Origin of the sequence: Paraconexibacter algicola (assembly GCF_003044185.1) — a bacterium.
GTDB classification, from domain to species: domain Bacteria; phylum Actinomycetota; class Thermoleophilia; order Solirubrobacterales; family Solirubrobacteraceae; genus Paraconexibacter; species Paraconexibacter algicola.
In genome coordinates this window covers 141,437-158,508 of the sequence record NZ_PYYB01000003.1, presented here as the reverse complement: position 1 = coordinate 158,508, position 17,072 = coordinate 141,437, and the positions used below count along the sequence as shown (strand labels likewise).

Genomic DNA, 17,072 nt, shown 5'->3' with positions numbered 1-17,072 from the left:
CCTGCTCGGACGCTCTGACCGGTCACGGTGCGTGTCCCGCTGAGGGGCGTCGACGCCCCGGTTTCGTTACCCTCGCCGACGTGATGAGGACGTGAATATCGGGGTTCTGAAGGAGGCGCAGGCGGGCGAGACCCGCGTGGCCGCCACTCCGGCGACCGTCGCGCAGCTCTTGAAGCTGGGCTACGAGGTCGTCGTCGAACCGGGAGCCGGAGCAGCCGCGAGCTTCTCCGACGAGGCGTACGCGGAGGCCGGCGCGACCGTCGGCGACCCGCTGGCCGCGGACATCGTCTTCGGCGTGAACACGCCGACGGCGGCGCAGCTCGACGGCCTGAAGGAGGGCGCCACGCTGATCAGCCTGCTGTCGCCCATGCTGAAGCCGGAGATCGTCGAGGACCTCGCGAAGCGGCCGATCACGGCGCTCTCGATGGACGCGGTGCCGCGGATCTCGCGCGCCCAGTCCCTCGACGTGCTGTCGTCGATGGCGAACATCGCGGGCTACCGCGCCGTCGTCGAGGCCGCCCACGTCTTCGGGCGCTTCTTCACCGGCCAGGTGACCGCGGCGGGCAAGGTCCCGCCCGCCACCGTGCTCGTCGCGGGCGTCGGCGTCGCCGGCCTCGCCGCGATCGGCGCGGCGGGCAGCCTCGGCGCCATCGTCTACGCGACCGACCCGCGGCCCGAGGTCGCCGACCAGGTCGCGTCGCTCGGCGGCGAGTACCTCAGCGTCGAGTCCGACGAGGTCGAGGTCAGCGCCACCGGCTACGCCAAGGAGATGTCCGACGACTACAACACGCGGGCCGCGGCGCTCTACGCCGAGAAGGTCCCGGACGTCGACATCCTCATCACCACCGCGCTGATCCCGGGCCGGCCCGCGCCGCGCCTGATCACCGCCGAGATGGTGGCGAGCATGAAGCCGGGCAGCGTCATCGTCGACATGGCCGCGATCAACGGCGGCAACGTCGAGGGATCGGTCGCCGGCGAGGCGGTCGTCACCGACAACGGCGTGACGATCATCGGCTACACCGACCTCGCGGGCCGCCTGCCCGCCCAGGCGTCGCAGCTCTACGGCACCAACCTGGTGAACCTCATGAAGCTGATGACGCCGGAGAAGGACGGGCAGCTCGTGCTCGACTTCGAGGACGTCGTGCAGCGCGCCATGACGGTCGTCCGCCAGGGCGAGCTGACCTGGCCGCCGCCGAAGGTCGAGGTCTCCGCGGCCCCGGCCGCCGCTCCCGCGGCCGCCCCGGCGCCCGCGGCGGAGCCGCCCGCGCCGATGACCGACGAGAAGCGCCTGACGATCGTCGGCGTGGCCGCGCTCGTGTTCTTCCTGATCGTCTCGCAGGCCCCGAACGCGCTGATCAACCAGCTGTTCGTGTTCTCGCTGGCGATCGTCGTCGGCTACTACGTGATCGGGCACGTGCACCACGCGCTGCACACGCCGCTCATGTCGGTGACCAACGCGATCTCCGGGATCATCGTCGTCGGCGGCCTGCTCCAGATCGGGCAGGGCGACGACGCGATCACGATCGTCTCCGCGCTGGCCATCCTGCTGGCGTCCATCAACATCTTCGGCGGCTTCGCGGTCACGCGGCGCATGCTCGCCATGTTCACCAGGAGCTAGACCATGAGCGCCGACATCGCCGCACAGGCCGCGTACATCGTCGCGGCCCTGCTCTTCATCCTCGCCCTGGCCGGCCTGTCCCGTCACGAGACGGCCAAGCTGGGCAACACCTACGGCATCGCCGGCATGGCGACCGCCCTGATCGCCACGATCGTGCTGGCGATCGACGAGGACATCCAGACCGGTGGGCTCGTCCTGCTGTTCGCCGCGACCGTGATCGGTGCGGCCATCGGCCTGCAGCGCGCCCGCGTCGTGGAGATGACCGGGATGCCGGAGCTCATCGCGCTCCTGCACTCGTTCGTCGGCATGGCCGCCGTGCTCGTCGGCTGGAACGGGTACCTGCACGTCGAGAACCACCTCGACGGGGAGGAGGCGCTGCGCCTGGAGGCGCTCGACCTCCTCGGCATCCACCACGCGGAGGTCGCGATCGGCATCTTCATCGGTGCCGTGACCTTCACGGGCTCGATCATCGCCTACCTGAAGCTGTCGGCGAAGATGAAGTCCGACCCGCTGGTCCTGCCGGGCAAGAACTACCTGAACCTCGGGGCGCTCGGCCTGTTCGGCGTCCTGACCGTGTGGTTCACGGCCGACCCGACGCTGGTCGCCCTGATCCTCATCACGGTGCTGGCGCTCGCGCTCGGCCTGCACCTCGTGGCCTCGATCGGCGGCGGCGACATGCCGGTCGTCGTGTCGATGCTCAACTCGTACTCCGGCTGGGCCGCCGCGGCGTCCGGCTTCCTGCTCTCGAACAACCTGCTGATCATCACCGGCGCGCTGGTGGGGTCCTCGGGTGCGTACCTGAGCTACATCATGTGCAAGGCGATGAACCGCTCGTTCATCTCCGTCATCGCCGGCGGCTTCGGCATCGAGGCGCCGTCCGGGGAGGCCAAGGACTACGGCGAGCACCGCGAGATCGACGCGCAGGGCGCGGCCGACCTGCTGACGAGCGCCAAGAGCGTGATCATCACGCCCGGCTACGGCATGGCGGTCGCCCAGGCGCAGTACGGCGTCGCCGACCTGACGCGCAAGCTGCGCGACCAGGGCGTCGAGGTGCGGTTCGGCATCCACCCGGTCGCCGGCCGCCTGCCCGGGCACATGAACGTCCTCCTCGCGGAGGCGAAGGTGCCGTACGACGTCGTCCTCGAGATGGACGAGATCAACGACGACTTCCCGGAGACGTCGGTCGTCCTCGTCATCGGCGCCAACGACACCGTCAACCCCGCGGCCAACGACGATCCGTCGAGCCCGATCGCGGGCATGCCGGTCCTCAACGTCTGGGAGGCCGAGAACGTCATCGTGTTCAAGCGCTCCATGGCCTCGGGCTATGCGGGTGTGCAGAACCCGCTGTTCTTCAAGGAGAACACCGCGATGCTGTTCGGCGACGCGAAGGACCGCGTGGAGGACATCCTCCGCGCGATGTAGCGCCACCGTCGCCCTGCGTCACCCGAGGGGGTGATGCGATCGACCCCGCCGTGCGCGGGGACCGGTCGCATCGCCCCCTCGGTCGTTCCCGCACCCGTGCCCGCCGGACCGCAGCTCGCGGGCCCCGCGAGCTCAGGTCAGCCGTCCGGCGGCCGACGCTCGAGGACGGCAGCATCCTGACCGTTCCGACGTGGTTGGACGTCGACGGCGACCGCGAGAACCCCTACGAGTACGTGTCGATCAGCGGCGAGGTCGCCTCTGAGGCGACCGAGGGCGCGTTCGAGCACGGCGACCGGATGGCGAAGAAGTACCGCTACCCGTTCCACCGCGAGGGCGACGTGCGGGTCCTGCTGCGCACCCCCTCGCAGCGCGTGCAGCACGTGCGCTGACGGCGGCGCCGCCCGCCGGACCCCACCTCGCGGGTGCCGCGAGCTGGGGTCCGCCATCGGGCGGCGGGCGAGGACGGCGGACGCCAGCTCGCGGGTGCCGCGAGCTGCGGTCCGGCCGGGCTCAGACCGCGACCGGCGCGGCCTCGCCGCGGCGGGCGGCCTCGGCCTGCTCGCGCGAGTCCCGGCTGCTGATGATCGTCAGGCACAGCACGACCGCCACGAGCGCGAAGATCGAGCCGACCAGGAACGCGTCGCGGTAGCCCTCGGTCAGGGCCAGCGGCGTGACCTGCCCGGCCGGTCCGGCCGCGTCGTTGGTCGAGGCGGTCGCGATCGTCGAGAGGATCGCGAGACCGAGCGCCCCGCCGATCTGCTGGGAGGTGTTGATGAGGCCGGAGGCGAGGCCCGCCTCCTGCGGCTTGGTGCCGGTGACCGCGGCGATCGTCACGGGGACGAACGAGAACCCCAGGCCGGCGCCCGCGATGATCGACGGCACGAGCACGTCGGCCGCGTAGGAGCCGTCCGCGGACACGCGCGAGAACCAGAACAGCCCCGCACCGACGAGCAGCAGGCCGATCATCAGCGTGTTCTTGAACCCGATGCGCGTGACCAGCTGCGACGCGGCACCGGCGGCGAAGATGATCGTCAACGCGAGTGGCAGGTAGGCGAGGCCGGTCGCCAGCGCGTCCTTGCCGAGCACGAACTGCATGTAGACGGTGATGAAGTAGAACATCGAGAACAGGCCCATCCCGACGAGCAGGCCGACGATGTTCGCGCCGCGCAGCGTCTTCAGCCGGAAGATCGAGAACGGCACGAGCGGCGAGCTCTGGCGGGTCTCGATGACCACGAACGCCGCCAGGATCGCCAGCGCCGCGGGGATCAGGACCAGCGTCTGCGTGGAGCCCCATCCCGCGCTCTCGGCGTCGACGAGCGCATAGACGAGCAGCGCGAGGCCGCCGGTGACGGTGACCGCCCCGGCGAAGTCGAACGCCTGGTCGCGGCGGCCCGTGAACTCCTGCAGCAGCCGCGGGGTGGCGAGCACGACGGCGACGGCGATCGGCACGTTCACGAACAGCACCCAGCGCCAGGAGAGGAACTCGGTCAGCACGCCACCCAGCAGCACGCCGGCCGCGCCGCCGGAGCCGGCGACCGCGCCCCACACGCCCAGGGCGGTGTTGCGCTCCTTGCCCTCGGCGAAGGTGCGGGTGACGATCGACAGGGCGGCGGGGGAGATGATCGCGGCGCCGAGGCCCTGCACGACGCGCGCGATGATCAGCTGCGCCTCGTTCTGGGCAAAGCCACCGGCGAGCGACGCGAGCCCGAAGACGACCATGCCGCCGAGGAACATGCGGCGCGGGCCGAGCAGGTCGGCGAGGCGCCCGCCGAGCAGCAGGAAGCCGCCGAAGACGAGCGTGTAGGAGTTGACGACCCACGTGAGGTTCTCGCGCGTGAAGTCGAGCTTCTCGCCGATCGTGGGCAGGGCGACGTTGACGATCGAGGCGTCGAGCACGACGACGAACTGGGCCATCGCCAGGAGGGCGAGGGCCAGCCACTTCGTGCGGTCCGGGGCGGTGGTGTCGGTCATGGAGAAGGGGAGGGAGGGGGGAGAGGGGAAAGAGGAATCGTGGTTCCGGTTGTGCGGCGCGGGACGATACGGAACAGCAGTTCCGGTTGTCAAGGGGGCGTGCTACCGTCGAGGGATGGCGACCCCGCAGGCCACGGACGACCGCCCGCTGCGCGCCGACGCGCGGCGCAACCGCGAGCGGATCATCGCCGCGGCCCGCGAGGTGTTCTCCGAGTACGGCGGACTCGCGCAGATCGACGAGGTCGCCCGCCGCGCCGGCTGCGGCGTCGGCACCGTCTACCGGAACTTCCCCACCAAGGACGCGCTGGTCGGGGAGCTCGTGCGGCTGAAGTTCGAGCGGCTCGTGGAGCGCGCCACGCACTACAACGAGCTGCCCGGCTCCGCCTACGACAACTTCGAGGCGTTCGTCCGCGAGAGCGCCGAGCACATGGCCAGCGACGTCGCCCAGCAGCGGATGATGTGGGAGAGCTCCGAGGAGGCGTTCGCGCACGCCCTCGACGCCCAGCTGCGGCTCCAGCGGATCGGCGGCGCGCTGATCGAGCGAGCGCAGGCGGAAGGGCGGCTGCACCCCGACTTCTCGGTCACCGACATGCCGGTGGTCATGTGCTCCCTGGGCAGCGCGATGCTGATGGCGTCCGGGCCCGGCGGCGAGCGCCACGACTGGCGGCGGCTGCTGGAGATCGTGATCGCCGGGATCTCGCTCCCCGGCTGACGCTCAGTGGGCCACGTAGGCCGGGTCGGTCTCGTGGTCCTGGAAGAACCGGACCATCGCCCCGACGTACTCGGTGAAGCGCGGGCAGCGCAGCCCGTGCTCGGCGAGCAGCGGCGTGGTGCGCGTCGTCGCGAACGTCACCGGGTGGTTGAGGTACGCGATCGACTCGACCGGCGTGTCGGCGGCGAGGAAGCGCCGCAGCGGCGGACGGCGCAGCGTGAACTCCACGAGCCCCTGGGGCAGCCGCAGCGACGGGGAGCGGCCGCTGTAGGTCCGCGTCAGCAGCTCGACGAGCTCGGCCGCGGTCACGGGCTCGGGATCGACGAGGTGCAGCGTCTCCCCGGTCATGCGCGGGTCGCGGATGCCCGCGGCCATCGCCTCGACGACGAAGTCGACGGGGACGACGTTGAACGAGGACGCGGTGCTGCCGGTCTGGAGCATCGGCAGCGGCCGGCCCGCGTTCAGCGAGATGTACCGCAGCACGTAGTAGGGACCGTCGAACTTCTGCGTCTCGCCGGTGCGCGAGTCGCCGACCACGATCGCGGGCCGGTAGATCGTCGTCGGGATGTCGTCCATCGACGCGCGGACGAGCACCTCCGCCGCGAACTTCGTCGACTCGTAGTGGTTCTTGAACGCCTGGCCGGCCGCCAGCTCGTCCTCACGCACGACGCCGGAGCGCAGCCCCGCGACGTACGCGGTGGACACGTAGTCGTGGCGCTCGAGGTTCGGGCACGCGCGGCAGAAGTCGAGGATGTTCTGGGTGCCGGTGACGTTCACGGCCTCGGCGAGCTCGAGCGGCACCGCCAGGTCGTAGATCGCCGCGAGGTGCGCGACGCTCGTGACGCGGCCGGCGAGCTGCGCGTAGCGGTCGGGCTCCAGGCCCAGCCGGGGCCGGGTGATGTCGCCGGGCTCGATCTCCAGGCGCGGCCCGTGCTCGGCGCCGAGCTCGCGCGCGCGGCCGACCATCCGCGGCTCGACGAGCGCCACGACGGTCGCGTCCGGGTCGTCCTGCAGCACGCGCCCGATGAGCCGGGCGCCGATGAACCCGGGGAACCCGGTGAAGAGGACCGTGCGAGCCATGGCGCGGGAATGTACACCGCTGTAGGACCACTACGCTGGTCGCCCGTGCCCGACCCGACCCGCCCGTGACCGCCGCCGGAGGCTGGCTGCTCGTCCCGCTCGTCCTGACGGTCGTGACCGTCGGCTGGGGACTGCTGGTGGACCGCCTGACCGGCCGCGAGCTGCCCGCCGCGCTGCTGCCCGGCGTCGGCCTGGCGGCGATGATCTGCGCCACGGGGCTCGTCGTGCTGCGCGACGGCGCGGGGCCGCTGGTCGCACCGCTCGCCGCGGCCGGCGCCGTCCTGGGTCTCGTGCTCGGGCGCGAGCGCCTCGCGCGCGCGGACCTGCGGCTCTGGGCCGCGCCGCTGCTCGCGGCGGCGGGCGTGCTGGTCGTGCAGGCGCTGCCGACGCTCCTCGACGGGGCGGTCATCGCGGGCTACGGGCGCCTGGACGACTCCGCCACCTGGCTGGGCCTGACCGACCGCGTGATCGAGCAGGGCCGAGCGGTCACCGGCCTGCCGCCCGGGACGTACACCCGCGTCCTGCAGGACTACCTCGCGCAGGGGTACCCGGTCGGCTCGCTGCTGCCGGTCGGGGTCGGTGCGCGGCTCTCCGGCCAGGACGTCGCCAACGCCTACCAGCCGACGATCGGCATGTACGCGGTCGTCGTGTCGTGCTCCCTCTACGCGGTGGCGCGCACGCTCGTCGCCTCCCGCGTGGCCGCCGCGCTCGTCGGCTTCGGGGCCGCGCAGGCGTCGCTGCTGTACGGCTACGCGCAGTGGGGTGGGGTCAAGGAGCTGGCCGCCGCCGCGCTGCTCGCGACCCTCGCGCCGCTGGTCGCGCGCTCCTGGCGCCTCGGCGGGGAGCGGACCCTTCTCGCGGTCGTGCTCGTCGTCGGCGGCCTCACGGGCACGCTCGGGGTCAGTGCGGGACCGTGGGTCCTGCCCGCGGTGCTGCTGGCGTTCGTCGGCTGGCTCGTGGTCGCGCAGCGGGGCGTGCTGCGCCGCTCGGCGCTCTGGCTGCTCCCGGTCGGGGTGCTCGCCGCGCTCCCGGCGCTGTCGATGGCCGACCTGCTGGTGAAGACGAGCCCGACGACGTTCGGCGCCAACGCGATCACCGAGGCGGAGGGTCTCGGACGCCTGCTCGCCCCGCTGAACCTGCTGCAGGGCGCCGGCCTGTGGCCGCAGGAGGACTTCCGCACCGCCTCCAGCGCCGAGACGCTCGTGACGCTGCTGGCGCTCGGCGTCGTCGCGCTCGCCCTGGCGGCCGCGGTCGTCGGCGTCCGTCGCCGGGCGTACGCGCCGGCGGTCCTGCTGGCGATCGTCGTGCCGGGCACGGTCGGGATCGTCGCGCTCGGCTCCCCGTGGATCGACGCGAAGTCGCTGGCGATCACGTCGCCGTTCGTCCTCGGCTGCGCCTTGGCGCTCGTCGCGCACGAGACGGTGGACCGGGGCCGGCGGTCCGCCGCCGCGGCCGCGGTCCTGCTCGCGGTCGCCGTGGCCGTGTCGACGACGGCGGTCGCCCGCAGCACCCCGGGCGTCCCGCGCGACGAGCTGACCGCGCTGCGCGACATCGGCGAGCGCTTCGACGGGCAGGGACCGACGCTGTTCCTCGGCCACCAGGTCTACGCGACCCGCCACTTCCTGCGGGACATGGACGTGGAGGGCGCCTCCGAGCGCCGCGACCGCTTCGTGCGGCTCGTCGACGGCTCGCTGGCCCCGGACTACACCGAGGTCCCGGTCGACCGCGTCGCCGCCGCCGACCTCGCGGTCTACGCGCTGCTCGTGCGCCGCGTCGGCGCCCCCGGCCAGATGCCGGCCGGCTACACGCGCGTCTGGGACGGGCCGTTCTGGGAGGTCTGGCGGCGTCCGGGCGGCCGCGAGGGCGCCACGGGCTAGCGGTCGAACGTGCCGCGGTAGACCATGCCGAGGATCACGAGCGACCCGGCGAGCGGGATCAGCCCGAGCGGGTAGCCGACCAGGACGATCACGACGCCGATGAGGAGGACGCCGGCGAGACCGCCGATCGCCGCCGCCTTCGCCTGTCGGCGCTGCTCGTCCGTTCGTCCACGAGGTGCCATGCCCGGGGGATTCCCGGGACACGGCCCGTGCAGTCGCGCCGGGCGGCGTCTAGCGCCCGACGGTCTGCTTGACGCGCCCGGACACCTGGTTGCGGGCGCTGTCGGCCGCGACGATCCCGACGGAGATCCGCGCGTCCTTGGCGTTGCCGAGCGTGCGCTGCGCCGTCTTGGCGAGCTGCACGGTCACCTTGAGGGTGCCCGCCTGGCGGAAGCCGAGCGTCACGGTGGGGATGTGGATGACCCGCCGCGAGTGCGCGACGGCGCGGGTCCCGCTGCGGGCGGCGGCCGCGCGGGCGACGCCGGGGCGCAGCGTGCTGCTGAAGGCGACGACGCCGGGCTCGTCGGTCGTGACCTGCAGGCGCAGCTTCCCGTCCTTCTGCACGTCCCGGAGCTTCGACAGCACCGTGAAGCGCGCCGTGGGCGCCTGCGCGTCGGCGACGACCGTGCCGTCGGGGGCGACCGCCTGGCCGGCGCCGGTCCCGGCGACCGTCGGGATGCCGAGCGTCTTGAGCAGGTTGTTCAGGGCGTCGGTCGGGAGCAGGCCGCCCTTGGCGCCGCCGCCCGGCGTGTCCGGGCCGATGATGCCGCCCAGGCCGCTGTCGTTGAGGACCTGGCCGATGGTGGCGTCCACCGACTCGCTCACCGCGAGCGTCGTGCCGCTGATCAGCCCGCCGACGGAGTTCGTTGTCTCGGTGATGATCGCCCCGACCCCGGGGATCGTGCCGCCGACGATGCCGCCGATCGTGCTGCCGAGCTGCGCGACGATCTTGCCGACGTCGGCGACCGGCACGCCGAGGGCGCGCTCCTGCGGCTCGGCGGCTGCGGCGCTCGCGACCGGCGCCGCGACGGCGGTGGAGGCGAGTGCCGCGAGGGCGATGGTGCGGGCGGTGCGGGCCGTCATGGCAAGTGGTCCCCTGGGTTCACGTGGATCGGGAGCCTCCCCTGGGCTCCTACGGCGCCTATCGGCAGCACCCCGGCGAACCTGTAGCCCGTCATCGCGATTCGTAGACTCCGAGGGGTGATCGCCCGCGAGACCGCCCTCGCCGCCCTGGCGGCCGACTCCTACGACGTCGTCGTGGTCGGCGGAGGCATCACCGGCGCGGGGGTCGCGCTCGACGCCGCGACCCGCGGCTACAGCGTCGCGCTCGTGGAGCGCGCGGACTTCGCCTCCGGCACCTCGAGCCGTAGCTCCAAGCTCGTCCACGGCGGCCTGCGCTACCTCCAGAACTTCGACCTCGGCCTCGTCCGCGAGGCGCTGCTGGAGCGGCAGATCATGGTCCGGCTCGCGCCGCACCTCGTGAAGCCGCTGCCGCTCGTGGTCGCCGCGTTCAACGACGAGCGCCTGGACATGAAGGTCGGCGCGGGGCTGAACCTCTACGACGTGATGTCGCTCGACAAGGTGCGGCTGCGTCGCAAGGGCCGCCGCGGCGACGTGGCCGAGGACGTCGACGGGGACGGCCTCGCCGACTGGGCGCCGGACCGCCACCGCGTCATCAGCGGCGAGGAGGTCGTCGAGCGGCTGCCCGCCCTCGCCGACCGCGAGCCGACCTCCGGCTACCTCTTCTACGACTGCCAGACCGACGACAGCCGGCTCGTGATGACCGTGCTGGCCGAGGCGGAGCGGTTCGGCGCGGTGTGCTGCAACGGCCTGGAGGTCACCGAGCTGCTCGACGAGGGCGGCCGCACCGCCGGGGTCCACGTCCGCGACGTGGCCACGGGCGACACGTTCCCGCTGCGCGCGGCGAACGTCGTCAACGCGACCGGGGTGTGGGCCGACCGGCTGCGTCCCGACGAGCTGCACGACGAGGCCGAGGTGCCGCGCATCCGGCCGTCCCGCGGCACGCACATCACGCTCAGCGCCAAGGACGTGCCGCTGGTCAGCGGCGCGATCGTCCCGGCGGGCGGCGGCCGCACGATCTTCGCGCTGCCGTGGCTGGGCAGCACGCTGATCGGCACGACCGACAACGACTTCGACCCCGAGGGCGAGCGGGCGCTCGACCACGTGCAGCCCGCCGCCGAGGACCTCGACTACCTGCTGGAGGCCACCAACGGCTTCTTCGGGACCTCGCTGGGCGTGGAGGACATCACGGGCGCGTTCGCCGGCGTGCGGCCGCTCATCTCCACCGGCGATCCGGGCAAGTCGGTCGACATCTCCCGCAAGGCCGAGCTGTACGAGACCTCCAGCGGCATGATCACGATCACCGGCGGCAAGCTCACGACCTGGCGGCGAATGGCGAAGATGGCCGTCGACCGGCTCGTCGAGCGGGACGCGCGCGACGCGCCGTGCCGCACGCACGAGATCCCGCTGGGGTTCGCGGTCGGGGCCGACGAGCTGCCGCGGGTCGAGGGCGTCCCCGACGAGGCCTACGCGCAGCTGGCCGGCCGCTACGGTCACGCCGCGCACGACGTGCTGCGGATCGCCGCCGAGCGCGGCGAGCTCGCCCAGCCGGTGGTCGAGGGCGGCCCGGCCGACCTCCTCGCCGAGGTCGTGCACGCCGCGCGGCGCGAGCAGGCCCGCTCGGTCGGCGACGTGCTGCTGCGCCGCACCCGGCTGGGGCTGACCGCCGCCCGCGAGGTCGCGGCCCTCGACGGCGTCACCGCCGAGCGCGTCGCGCGGGCGATGGCGCCCGAGCTCGGCTGGGACGACGCGCGCGTCGCGCAGGAGGTCTCGACCTTCCTGGCCGAGGCCGCCGCGGAGGGCATCGTCGCGCAGGCCGCGACATCCTCCGAACCCGCGGCGTAACTCCTGGCCCACTCGCCGGTTGGAACCTCGGAACCGGCACGGAGCGACCGCCCCGCATGGCAGCGTACGGGCTGTTCGCGCACCCACTCGGAACCAGCAACGGAGTCACGAACGTCCATGTCACGCACCATCCCCACGCTCATCGCGGCCGGCGCCGCCGCGCTCGCCCTGGCCGGGCCGGCCCAGGCCGGGTTCTTCCCGGGCGAGCCGATCGACGGCCCGAGCGGGGACATCGTCCGGTTCGGCGACCTCGACGTCGCCCGCGACGGGACCGGGGCGCTCGCGTACGTCAAGCGTGACGGCGGCGTCGACCACATCTTCGTGTCGCGGCTGGAGCGCGGGGTCTGGAGCGCGCCGGTGCGCGTCGACGGCGACCTGGGCGCCGCGGGCTCCCAGCCGGTCGTCGCGGCCGCCGACGGGGGCCGGGTGGCAGTGGCGTTCGTGAGCGGCGGCTCGCTGTTCGCGGTCTCGCGGCCCGCCGGCGCCCCGGGCTTCGCGGCCCCGACGCTCGTGGCGTCCGCGGGCTCCAACCCCGCGATCGACATGTCGATCAACGGCGCCGCCTACCTCTCCTTCACCGCGCCGGGCGCCTCCCCGAGCGACGTGCGCGTCGCGCGGCTGGAGCGCGACCAGACCGCGTTCACGGTGCTGCCCGACACGCTCGACATCGTCCCGGGCCTCGAGGCGGGTGACGGTCCGCGCCGCTCGAAGGTCGCGATCTCCGCCGACGGGACCGGCCTGGTCGTCTGGGGCGAGCAGGGGACCGACGGGCGCAGCCACGTCTACGGCCGCCGCGTGTTCGGCCAGCGGATCTCCGCCGCGCCGCAGGACCTGTCGCTGCCCGAGCTCGACGGGCGCGCCGCGCGCGACGCGGACTCGCCCGAGCTGGACATCGAGGACGACTCGAGCTTCGCGTGGGTCGCCTTCCGGCAGGCGTTCGCCGACGGCCTCGGCTCGACCGCGCGCGTGATCACCCGGCGGCTCGTCGGCTCGGCCTTCGAGGCGCCGTCGGTCGTCGACGGGCAGGCGACCGGCAACGGGGAGGCCGCCGGGACGCCGCGGGTCGAGCTGAACGGCCGTGGCGAGGGCATCATCACCGTCGGCACCGTCTCCCAGTTCGGCGCGATCGGCACGCCGGTGCACGACGACAAGATCTTCCCGTCGGTGCGCTTCGACGGCGGCAACGCCGTCGCGCCGCTGCCCGTCCCGGCGTTCCCGGAGACCGGTGACGGCTACGTCACCTGGCTGGAGGGGAGCCCGGTCGGCGCCCAGGTGCGGGTGCGCACGTGGGACATCGACCCGGCCAAGCGCACCGTGCCCGCCCCGGCGCCCGTCGTCCCCCTGAGCAACCCCGACCTCGGCCCGGTCGACCCGGACGGCGGCTTCGACGCGGCCAGCAACCGGGCGGGCGACCTCGTCGCGGTGTTCGTCCAGGGCAGCGGCGGCGACCGCAAGCTGATGTCCGCGAGCTTCGACCGCGCGCCCGGCGCCTTCCGCGTCTACACGACGACGAAGGTCCGCGGGATCGCCCGGCCGACGATCAGCTGGTCGCCCTCGTTCGAGCTGTGGGGCCCGCCGACCTACGAGGTGCAGGTCGACGGCGTGTCGGTCGGCACCACCCAGGACACGAAGCTCACGCCCGCGACGCCGCTGACCGACGGTCTGCACCGGGTCCGCGTGATCGCCAAGGACCGCCGCGGCCAGCAGACCGTCACGCCGCTGAAGAACCTCCGCGTCGACGCGACGTCGCCGACGGTCCGGTTCACCGTCTCGGGGACGCGCCGCGCCAACCGGCTCGTGAAGGTCGCCTTCACCGCGTCGGACGCGTCGTCGACCGGGGCGAAGGCGTCCGGCCTCTCGTTCGTGCGGATCGACTTCGGCGACCGCACCCCGACCGTCACGGTGCGCGGCCGCAACCGCGGCACCGTCGCGCACCGCTTCCGCCGCGGCACCTTCACCGTCCGCGTGAGCGCCACCGACAAGGCCGGCAACGCGGTCGCCGTCACGCGCCGCATCACGATCAAGAAGGCCGGCAGGTAGGACCGATGTCGGCGCTGTGGGCTGAGATCCGGTGGGCGGGGGAGTAGCATCGCGCCCATGTCCGGGGGCCCGCTGGACGAGGGTCGTCTCGCCCGTGCCGCCGCCGCAGGCGACGGTCAGGCCTTCGCGCGCCTCTACGACGCCTACGAGCAGCGGATCTACACCTTCTGCTTCCGGCTCGTCGGCAACGAGCAGGACGCCCAGGACGCCACGCAGGACGCGTTCCTCAAGGTGCTCCAGCGACTGCCCGCGCTCCAGGACCGCGAGCTCAACTTCGGCGCGTACCTGTTCACCGCCGCCCGCAACGCGAGCTACGACGTGATCGGCCGTCGCAAGAAGGCGGACGCGGTCGACGAGATCCCCGAGTCGGGGGCGCGGCCCGTCTACGGCGACGGCGCGCCGCTGGACGTCGACCCGGAGCGCGCCGCGATGCTCGGCGCGCTGCAGGAGTCCGTGCGCGGCGCGAACGAGCGGCTGCCCGAGCGCCAGCGCGAGGTGCTCGCGCTGCGCGAGCTCGAGGAGCTCTCCTACGACGAGATCGCGGCGATCATGGACATGAACCGCAACTCGGTCGCGCAGCTCATCTCGCGGGCGCGGATCAAGCTGCGGGACGAGCTGCGCGGCAGCGCGCTGGCCTCGGTGGCGGCGAGCTCGGCCGACTGCGAGCGCGCGCTGCCGCTCATCGCGATGCGCCAGGACGGGCAGCTGGGCGACGGTGGGGACCGTGACTGGCTGGCCGGGCACGTGGCGGGCTGCGCGACCTGCCAGGTGAGCGTCGAGGCGATGGAGGAGGCGGGCGTCAGCTACCGCGCCTGGACGCCGATCGTTCCCGCGGCGTTCCTGTTCCGCGACACCATGGCCAAGGCCGCCGAGCTCACCGGCAGCGACTGGAGCGACATCGGGCGCCCGGGAGCCGACGGCGGCGCGGGCGCTGCCGGGACCGGCACGGGTGCTGCCGCCGGGGCCGGTGGCGTGCTCGCCGGGGTCGGTGCCGCGGTCGACGCGGCCGCCGACGTCGTCGACGACGAGCGCCGCCGACGCCGCGGCCTCTTCGCCGGGCTGCTCGCCGCCGCGCTGCTGATCGTCACGGGTACGGTCGCGTTCGTCGCCGGCACCGACGACGAGCCGCAGCGGCTCGTCACCGAGACCCCGGCCAGCGCGATCGGCACGCCGACCCCGGGCCCCACCGGTGCGCCGGCGACGCCCGCGTCCACCACCACCGCCACGACGCCGACGCGCCGCACCGCCGACCGCAAGAGCCGCCCGCGCACGCGGGCCGTACCGGTCGTCGTGGCCCCCGGCGTCACCCAGACGATCCAGATCCCGGTCGCCCCGACCGCCGCGCCGACGACGCCCGTCGCGACGCGCCGCCCGGGGACCCGCCGTCCGTCCCGGCCGGGACGGGGCACGGTCGACACCTCCGGCGGGGGCGGCGGCAGCGGCGGCCAGTCCGGGGGACGCGACCCCCTGAAGGGCACGCCCGCGGCGCCCGCCGCGACCGCCGAGCCGCAGACGCCCGCGCCGCAGCCCGATCCCGCGCCCGCGGCGACCCCGGCGCCGACCGCCGAGCCCACGCCCGCCCCGACCGCACAGCCCGACCCCACGCCGACCCCGGCACCGTGCCGCCCGACCGCGACCGCGTGCGCGCCGTCGACCACCGGCTGCCAGCCGACCGGTGCGGGCTGCTCGCGCTCGCTCGCCCCGGCGCCCGCCCTCGCGCCCACCGCGCCGACCCGCCGACCGTCCTGAGCGACGACCGCCTCACCCCGCTCGACGCGGCCGCCGGGCCGCGTCCCGCCCGCGACGTCGTCGGCGCCCTGCGGCTGGACGAGCCGGTCGGCGACCGCCCGCGCGTGGCGGCGGCGATGATCGTCTCCGCCGACGGGCGCGCGCAGCTGACCGACCGGTCGGTCGGGCTCGGCAACGCGGCCGACCGCGCGCTCCTGCGCGAGCTGCGCACGGGTGCCGACGCGGTCCTCGCCGGCACCCGCACGCTGCACGCCGAGCGCTACGCGACGCTGCTGGACGACGACCAGCGCGAGCACCGCCTCGCGCACGGGCGCACCCCGCACCCCGTCGTCGTCACGGTCTCCCGACGCCTCGACGTGCCGGTCGCCGAGATCCCGCTGTTCGACGAGGCGGGCGTCCCGATCGTCGTCGCGACCGAGGAGCAGACCGGCACGCTGGAGGGCTGCGGCGCCGACGTCGAGGTCGCCCGCTTCACGCCCGGCACCCTCGACTTCCCGGGCGTGCTCGCGCACCTCGCCGACGCGCACGGCGTGCGCGGTGTCAGCTGCGAGGGCGGCCCGGGCCTGCTGCGCCAGCTGATCGCCCAGGAGTGCCTGGACGACCTGCTCGTCACCGTCGCCCCGAAGCTCGTCGCGGGGGAGACGCTGACCATGCTCACGGGCGACCGCTTCGGCGACACCGGCATCGACCTCGCGCTCGCCGACGTGCACCGCGCCGGCGACCACCTCTTCCTGCACTACACCCGGGAGCACCCGTGAAGGACCACGTCATCCGCTTCCGCGACCGGCGCGTCACCGTGCCCGCGGGCCGTCCGATGCTCATGGGGATCGTCAACGCGAACCCCGACTCGTTCTCCGACACGCGGCGGCTGACGACGCTCGACGCGCAGGTCGAGCACGCGCTCGCGCTCGTGGAGGCCGGGGCGGACCTCATCGACGTCGGCGGCGAGTCGGGCGTCACCTACACCGGTGTCACCGCCGAGCAGGTCGAGATCGAGCGCGTGGTCCCGCTGGTGGAGCGGCTCGTCGCGGAGGGCGTGATCGTCTCCGTCGACACCTGGAAGCCCGCGGTCGCGCGCGCCGTGCTCGACGTCGGGGCGCACATGCTCAACGACGTCAGCGGCCTGCGCTCCCCGGAGTTCGCGGACCTCTGCGCGCAGACCGGGGCGGCGCTCGTCCTGATGCACACGCGGGCGGCCCCGAAGGAGGTGCACTTCGCCGACTACGGCGGCGCGGTGGCCGCCGACGTGCGCTCGTTCCTCGCCGACATCACCCGGGTCGCGCGCGAGCGCGGGGTCGCCGACGAGCAGCTCGTGCTCGATCCCGGCCCGGACTTCGCGAAGACCCCGGCCGAGACGGTCGCGTGCCTGCACGACCTCGACGCGCTCCACGCGACCGGCCTGCCGGTCCTGCTGGCGGTGTCCAACAAGTACTTCGTCGGGGCGATCACGGGCCGGGCGCCCGGCGAGCGGCTGGCCGGCACGCTGGCCGCGGTCGGCTGGAGCGCGGACCGGGGCGCCGCGATGCTCCGCGTCCACGACGTGCGCGCCGCGCGTGACCTGCTCGACGTGAAGCTCGTGCTCGACGGGCACGAGCCCGTCCCGGACTTCGACGCCGACGACGACCGCCTGAAGTGGATCCGCGCGTCGGCGGATGACATCGCAGGGGACGGGTAGTCT

General features: G+C 73.8%; 14 protein-coding genes. 10 read left to right on the top strand and 4 right to left on the bottom strand.

Annotation, left to right across the window (positions count from 1 at the left end; translation table 11 throughout):
* Positions 1-91 precede the first annotated feature (91 nt).
* The 3 genes from C7Y72_RS17785 to C7Y72_RS17775 all read left to right on the top strand — a co-directional run bounded on the left by C7Y72_RS17785 (position 92) and on the right by C7Y72_RS17775 (position 3,429).
* Positions 92-1,618 carry a Re/Si-specific NAD(P)(+) transhydrogenase subunit alpha gene (locus C7Y72_RS17785; RefSeq protein ID WP_107570545.1) on the top strand — a complete coding sequence of 509 codons (1,527 nt, stop codon included), beginning with the start codon at positions 92-94 and terminating at the stop codon, positions 1,616-1,618.
* Positions 1,619-1,621: 3 nt separating this feature from the next.
* Positions 1,622-3,040 (top strand): Re/Si-specific NAD(P)(+) transhydrogenase subunit beta, encoded by a 1,419-nt coding sequence (gene pntB / locus C7Y72_RS17780; RefSeq protein ID WP_107570544.1) that lies wholly within the window; start codon positions 1,622-1,624, stop codon positions 3,038-3,040.
* A 194-nt stretch (positions 3,041-3,234) separates the two neighbouring features.
* Positions 3,235-3,429 carry a hypothetical protein gene (locus tag C7Y72_RS17775; RefSeq protein WP_107570543.1) on the top strand — a complete coding sequence of 65 codons (195 nt, stop codon included), beginning with the start codon at positions 3,235-3,237 and terminating at the stop codon, positions 3,427-3,429.
* A gap of 121 nt (positions 3,430-3,550) precedes the next feature.
* Here C7Y72_RS17775 and C7Y72_RS17770 read toward each other — a convergent pair whose 3' ends face one another.
* Positions 3,551-5,011 (bottom strand): MFS transporter, encoded by a 1,461-nt coding sequence (locus tag C7Y72_RS17770; RefSeq protein WP_107570542.1) that lies wholly within the window; start codon positions 5,009-5,011, stop codon positions 3,551-3,553.
* Positions 5,012-5,126: 115 nt separating this feature from the next.
* On the opposite strand from C7Y72_RS17770, the gene C7Y72_RS17765 reads away from it, so the two are divergent.
* The gene (locus C7Y72_RS17765; protein WP_107570541.1) at positions 5,127-5,723 is read left to right on the top strand and encodes a TetR/AcrR family transcriptional regulator; all 597 of its coding nucleotides are present in this window, start codon (positions 5,127-5,129) and stop codon (positions 5,721-5,723) included.
* A 3-nt stretch (positions 5,724-5,726) separates the two neighbouring features.
* Here the strand turns inward: C7Y72_RS17765 and C7Y72_RS17760 are convergent, their stop codons facing one another.
* Positions 5,727-6,803: an SDR family oxidoreductase gene (locus C7Y72_RS17760; RefSeq protein WP_107570540.1), complete on the bottom strand. Its 1,077-nt coding sequence runs from the start codon at positions 6,801-6,803 to the stop codon at positions 5,727-5,729.
* A 65-nt stretch (positions 6,804-6,868) separates the two neighbouring features.
* Here C7Y72_RS17760 and C7Y72_RS17755 point away from each other — a divergent pair, with 65 nt between their 5' ends.
* A complete protein-coding gene (locus tag C7Y72_RS17755) occupies positions 6,869-8,680 on the top strand; it encodes a hypothetical protein (protein WP_107570539.1) in 1,812 nt (603 codons plus the stop codon).
* Here the strand turns inward: C7Y72_RS17755 and C7Y72_RS17750 are convergent.
* Together C7Y72_RS17750 and C7Y72_RS17745 are read right to left on the bottom strand one after the other, a co-directional pair.
* Positions 8,677-8,862, bottom strand: a complete 186-nt coding sequence (locus C7Y72_RS17750) for a hypothetical protein (protein WP_107570538.1) — start codon at positions 8,860-8,862, stop codon at positions 8,677-8,679. The two genes, C7Y72_RS17755 and C7Y72_RS17750, sit on opposite strands and share 4 nt — an antisense overlap.
* Positions 8,863-8,911: 49 nt before the next feature.
* Entirely contained in the window at positions 8,912-9,763 is an 852-nt protein-coding gene (locus C7Y72_RS17745) for a hypothetical protein (RefSeq protein ID WP_107570537.1), read from the bottom strand.
* Positions 9,764-9,880: 117 nt separating this feature from the next.
* On the opposite strand from C7Y72_RS17745, the gene C7Y72_RS17740 reads away from it, so the two are divergent.
* The 5 genes from C7Y72_RS17740 (at position 9,881) to folP (ending at position 17,069) form a co-directional block, all read left to right on the top strand.
* Positions 9,881-11,605, top strand: coding sequence for a glycerol-3-phosphate dehydrogenase/oxidase (locus C7Y72_RS17740; protein ID WP_107570536.1), 1,725 nt, complete (start codon positions 9,881-9,883; stop codon positions 11,603-11,605).
* 117 nt (positions 11,606-11,722) lie between these two features.
* The gene (locus C7Y72_RS17735) at positions 11,723-13,645 is read left to right on the top strand and encodes a PKD domain-containing protein (protein WP_107570535.1); all 1,923 of its coding nucleotides are present in this window, start codon (positions 11,723-11,725) and stop codon (positions 13,643-13,645) included.
* A gap of 57 nt (positions 13,646-13,702) precedes the next feature.
* On the top strand, positions 13,703-15,394 hold the full coding sequence (locus tag C7Y72_RS17730; RefSeq protein WP_107570534.1) for an RNA polymerase sigma factor: 1,692 nt from the start codon (positions 13,703-13,705) through the stop codon (positions 15,392-15,394).
* The gene (locus tag C7Y72_RS17725) at positions 15,286-16,152 is read left to right on the top strand and encodes a RibD family protein (protein WP_158276917.1); all 867 of its coding nucleotides are present in this window, start codon (positions 15,286-15,288) and stop codon (positions 16,150-16,152) included. The genes C7Y72_RS17730 and C7Y72_RS17725 overlap by 109 nt, the downstream gene beginning before the upstream one ends.
* Complete coding sequence (gene folP, locus C7Y72_RS17720; RefSeq protein ID WP_233243924.1) at positions 16,149-17,069, top strand: dihydropteroate synthase; 921 nt, start codon at positions 16,149-16,151, stop codon at positions 17,067-17,069. Before C7Y72_RS17725 ends, folP begins: the two co-directional genes overlap by 4 nt.
* The last annotated feature ends 3 nt before the right edge of the window (positions 17,070-17,072 follow it).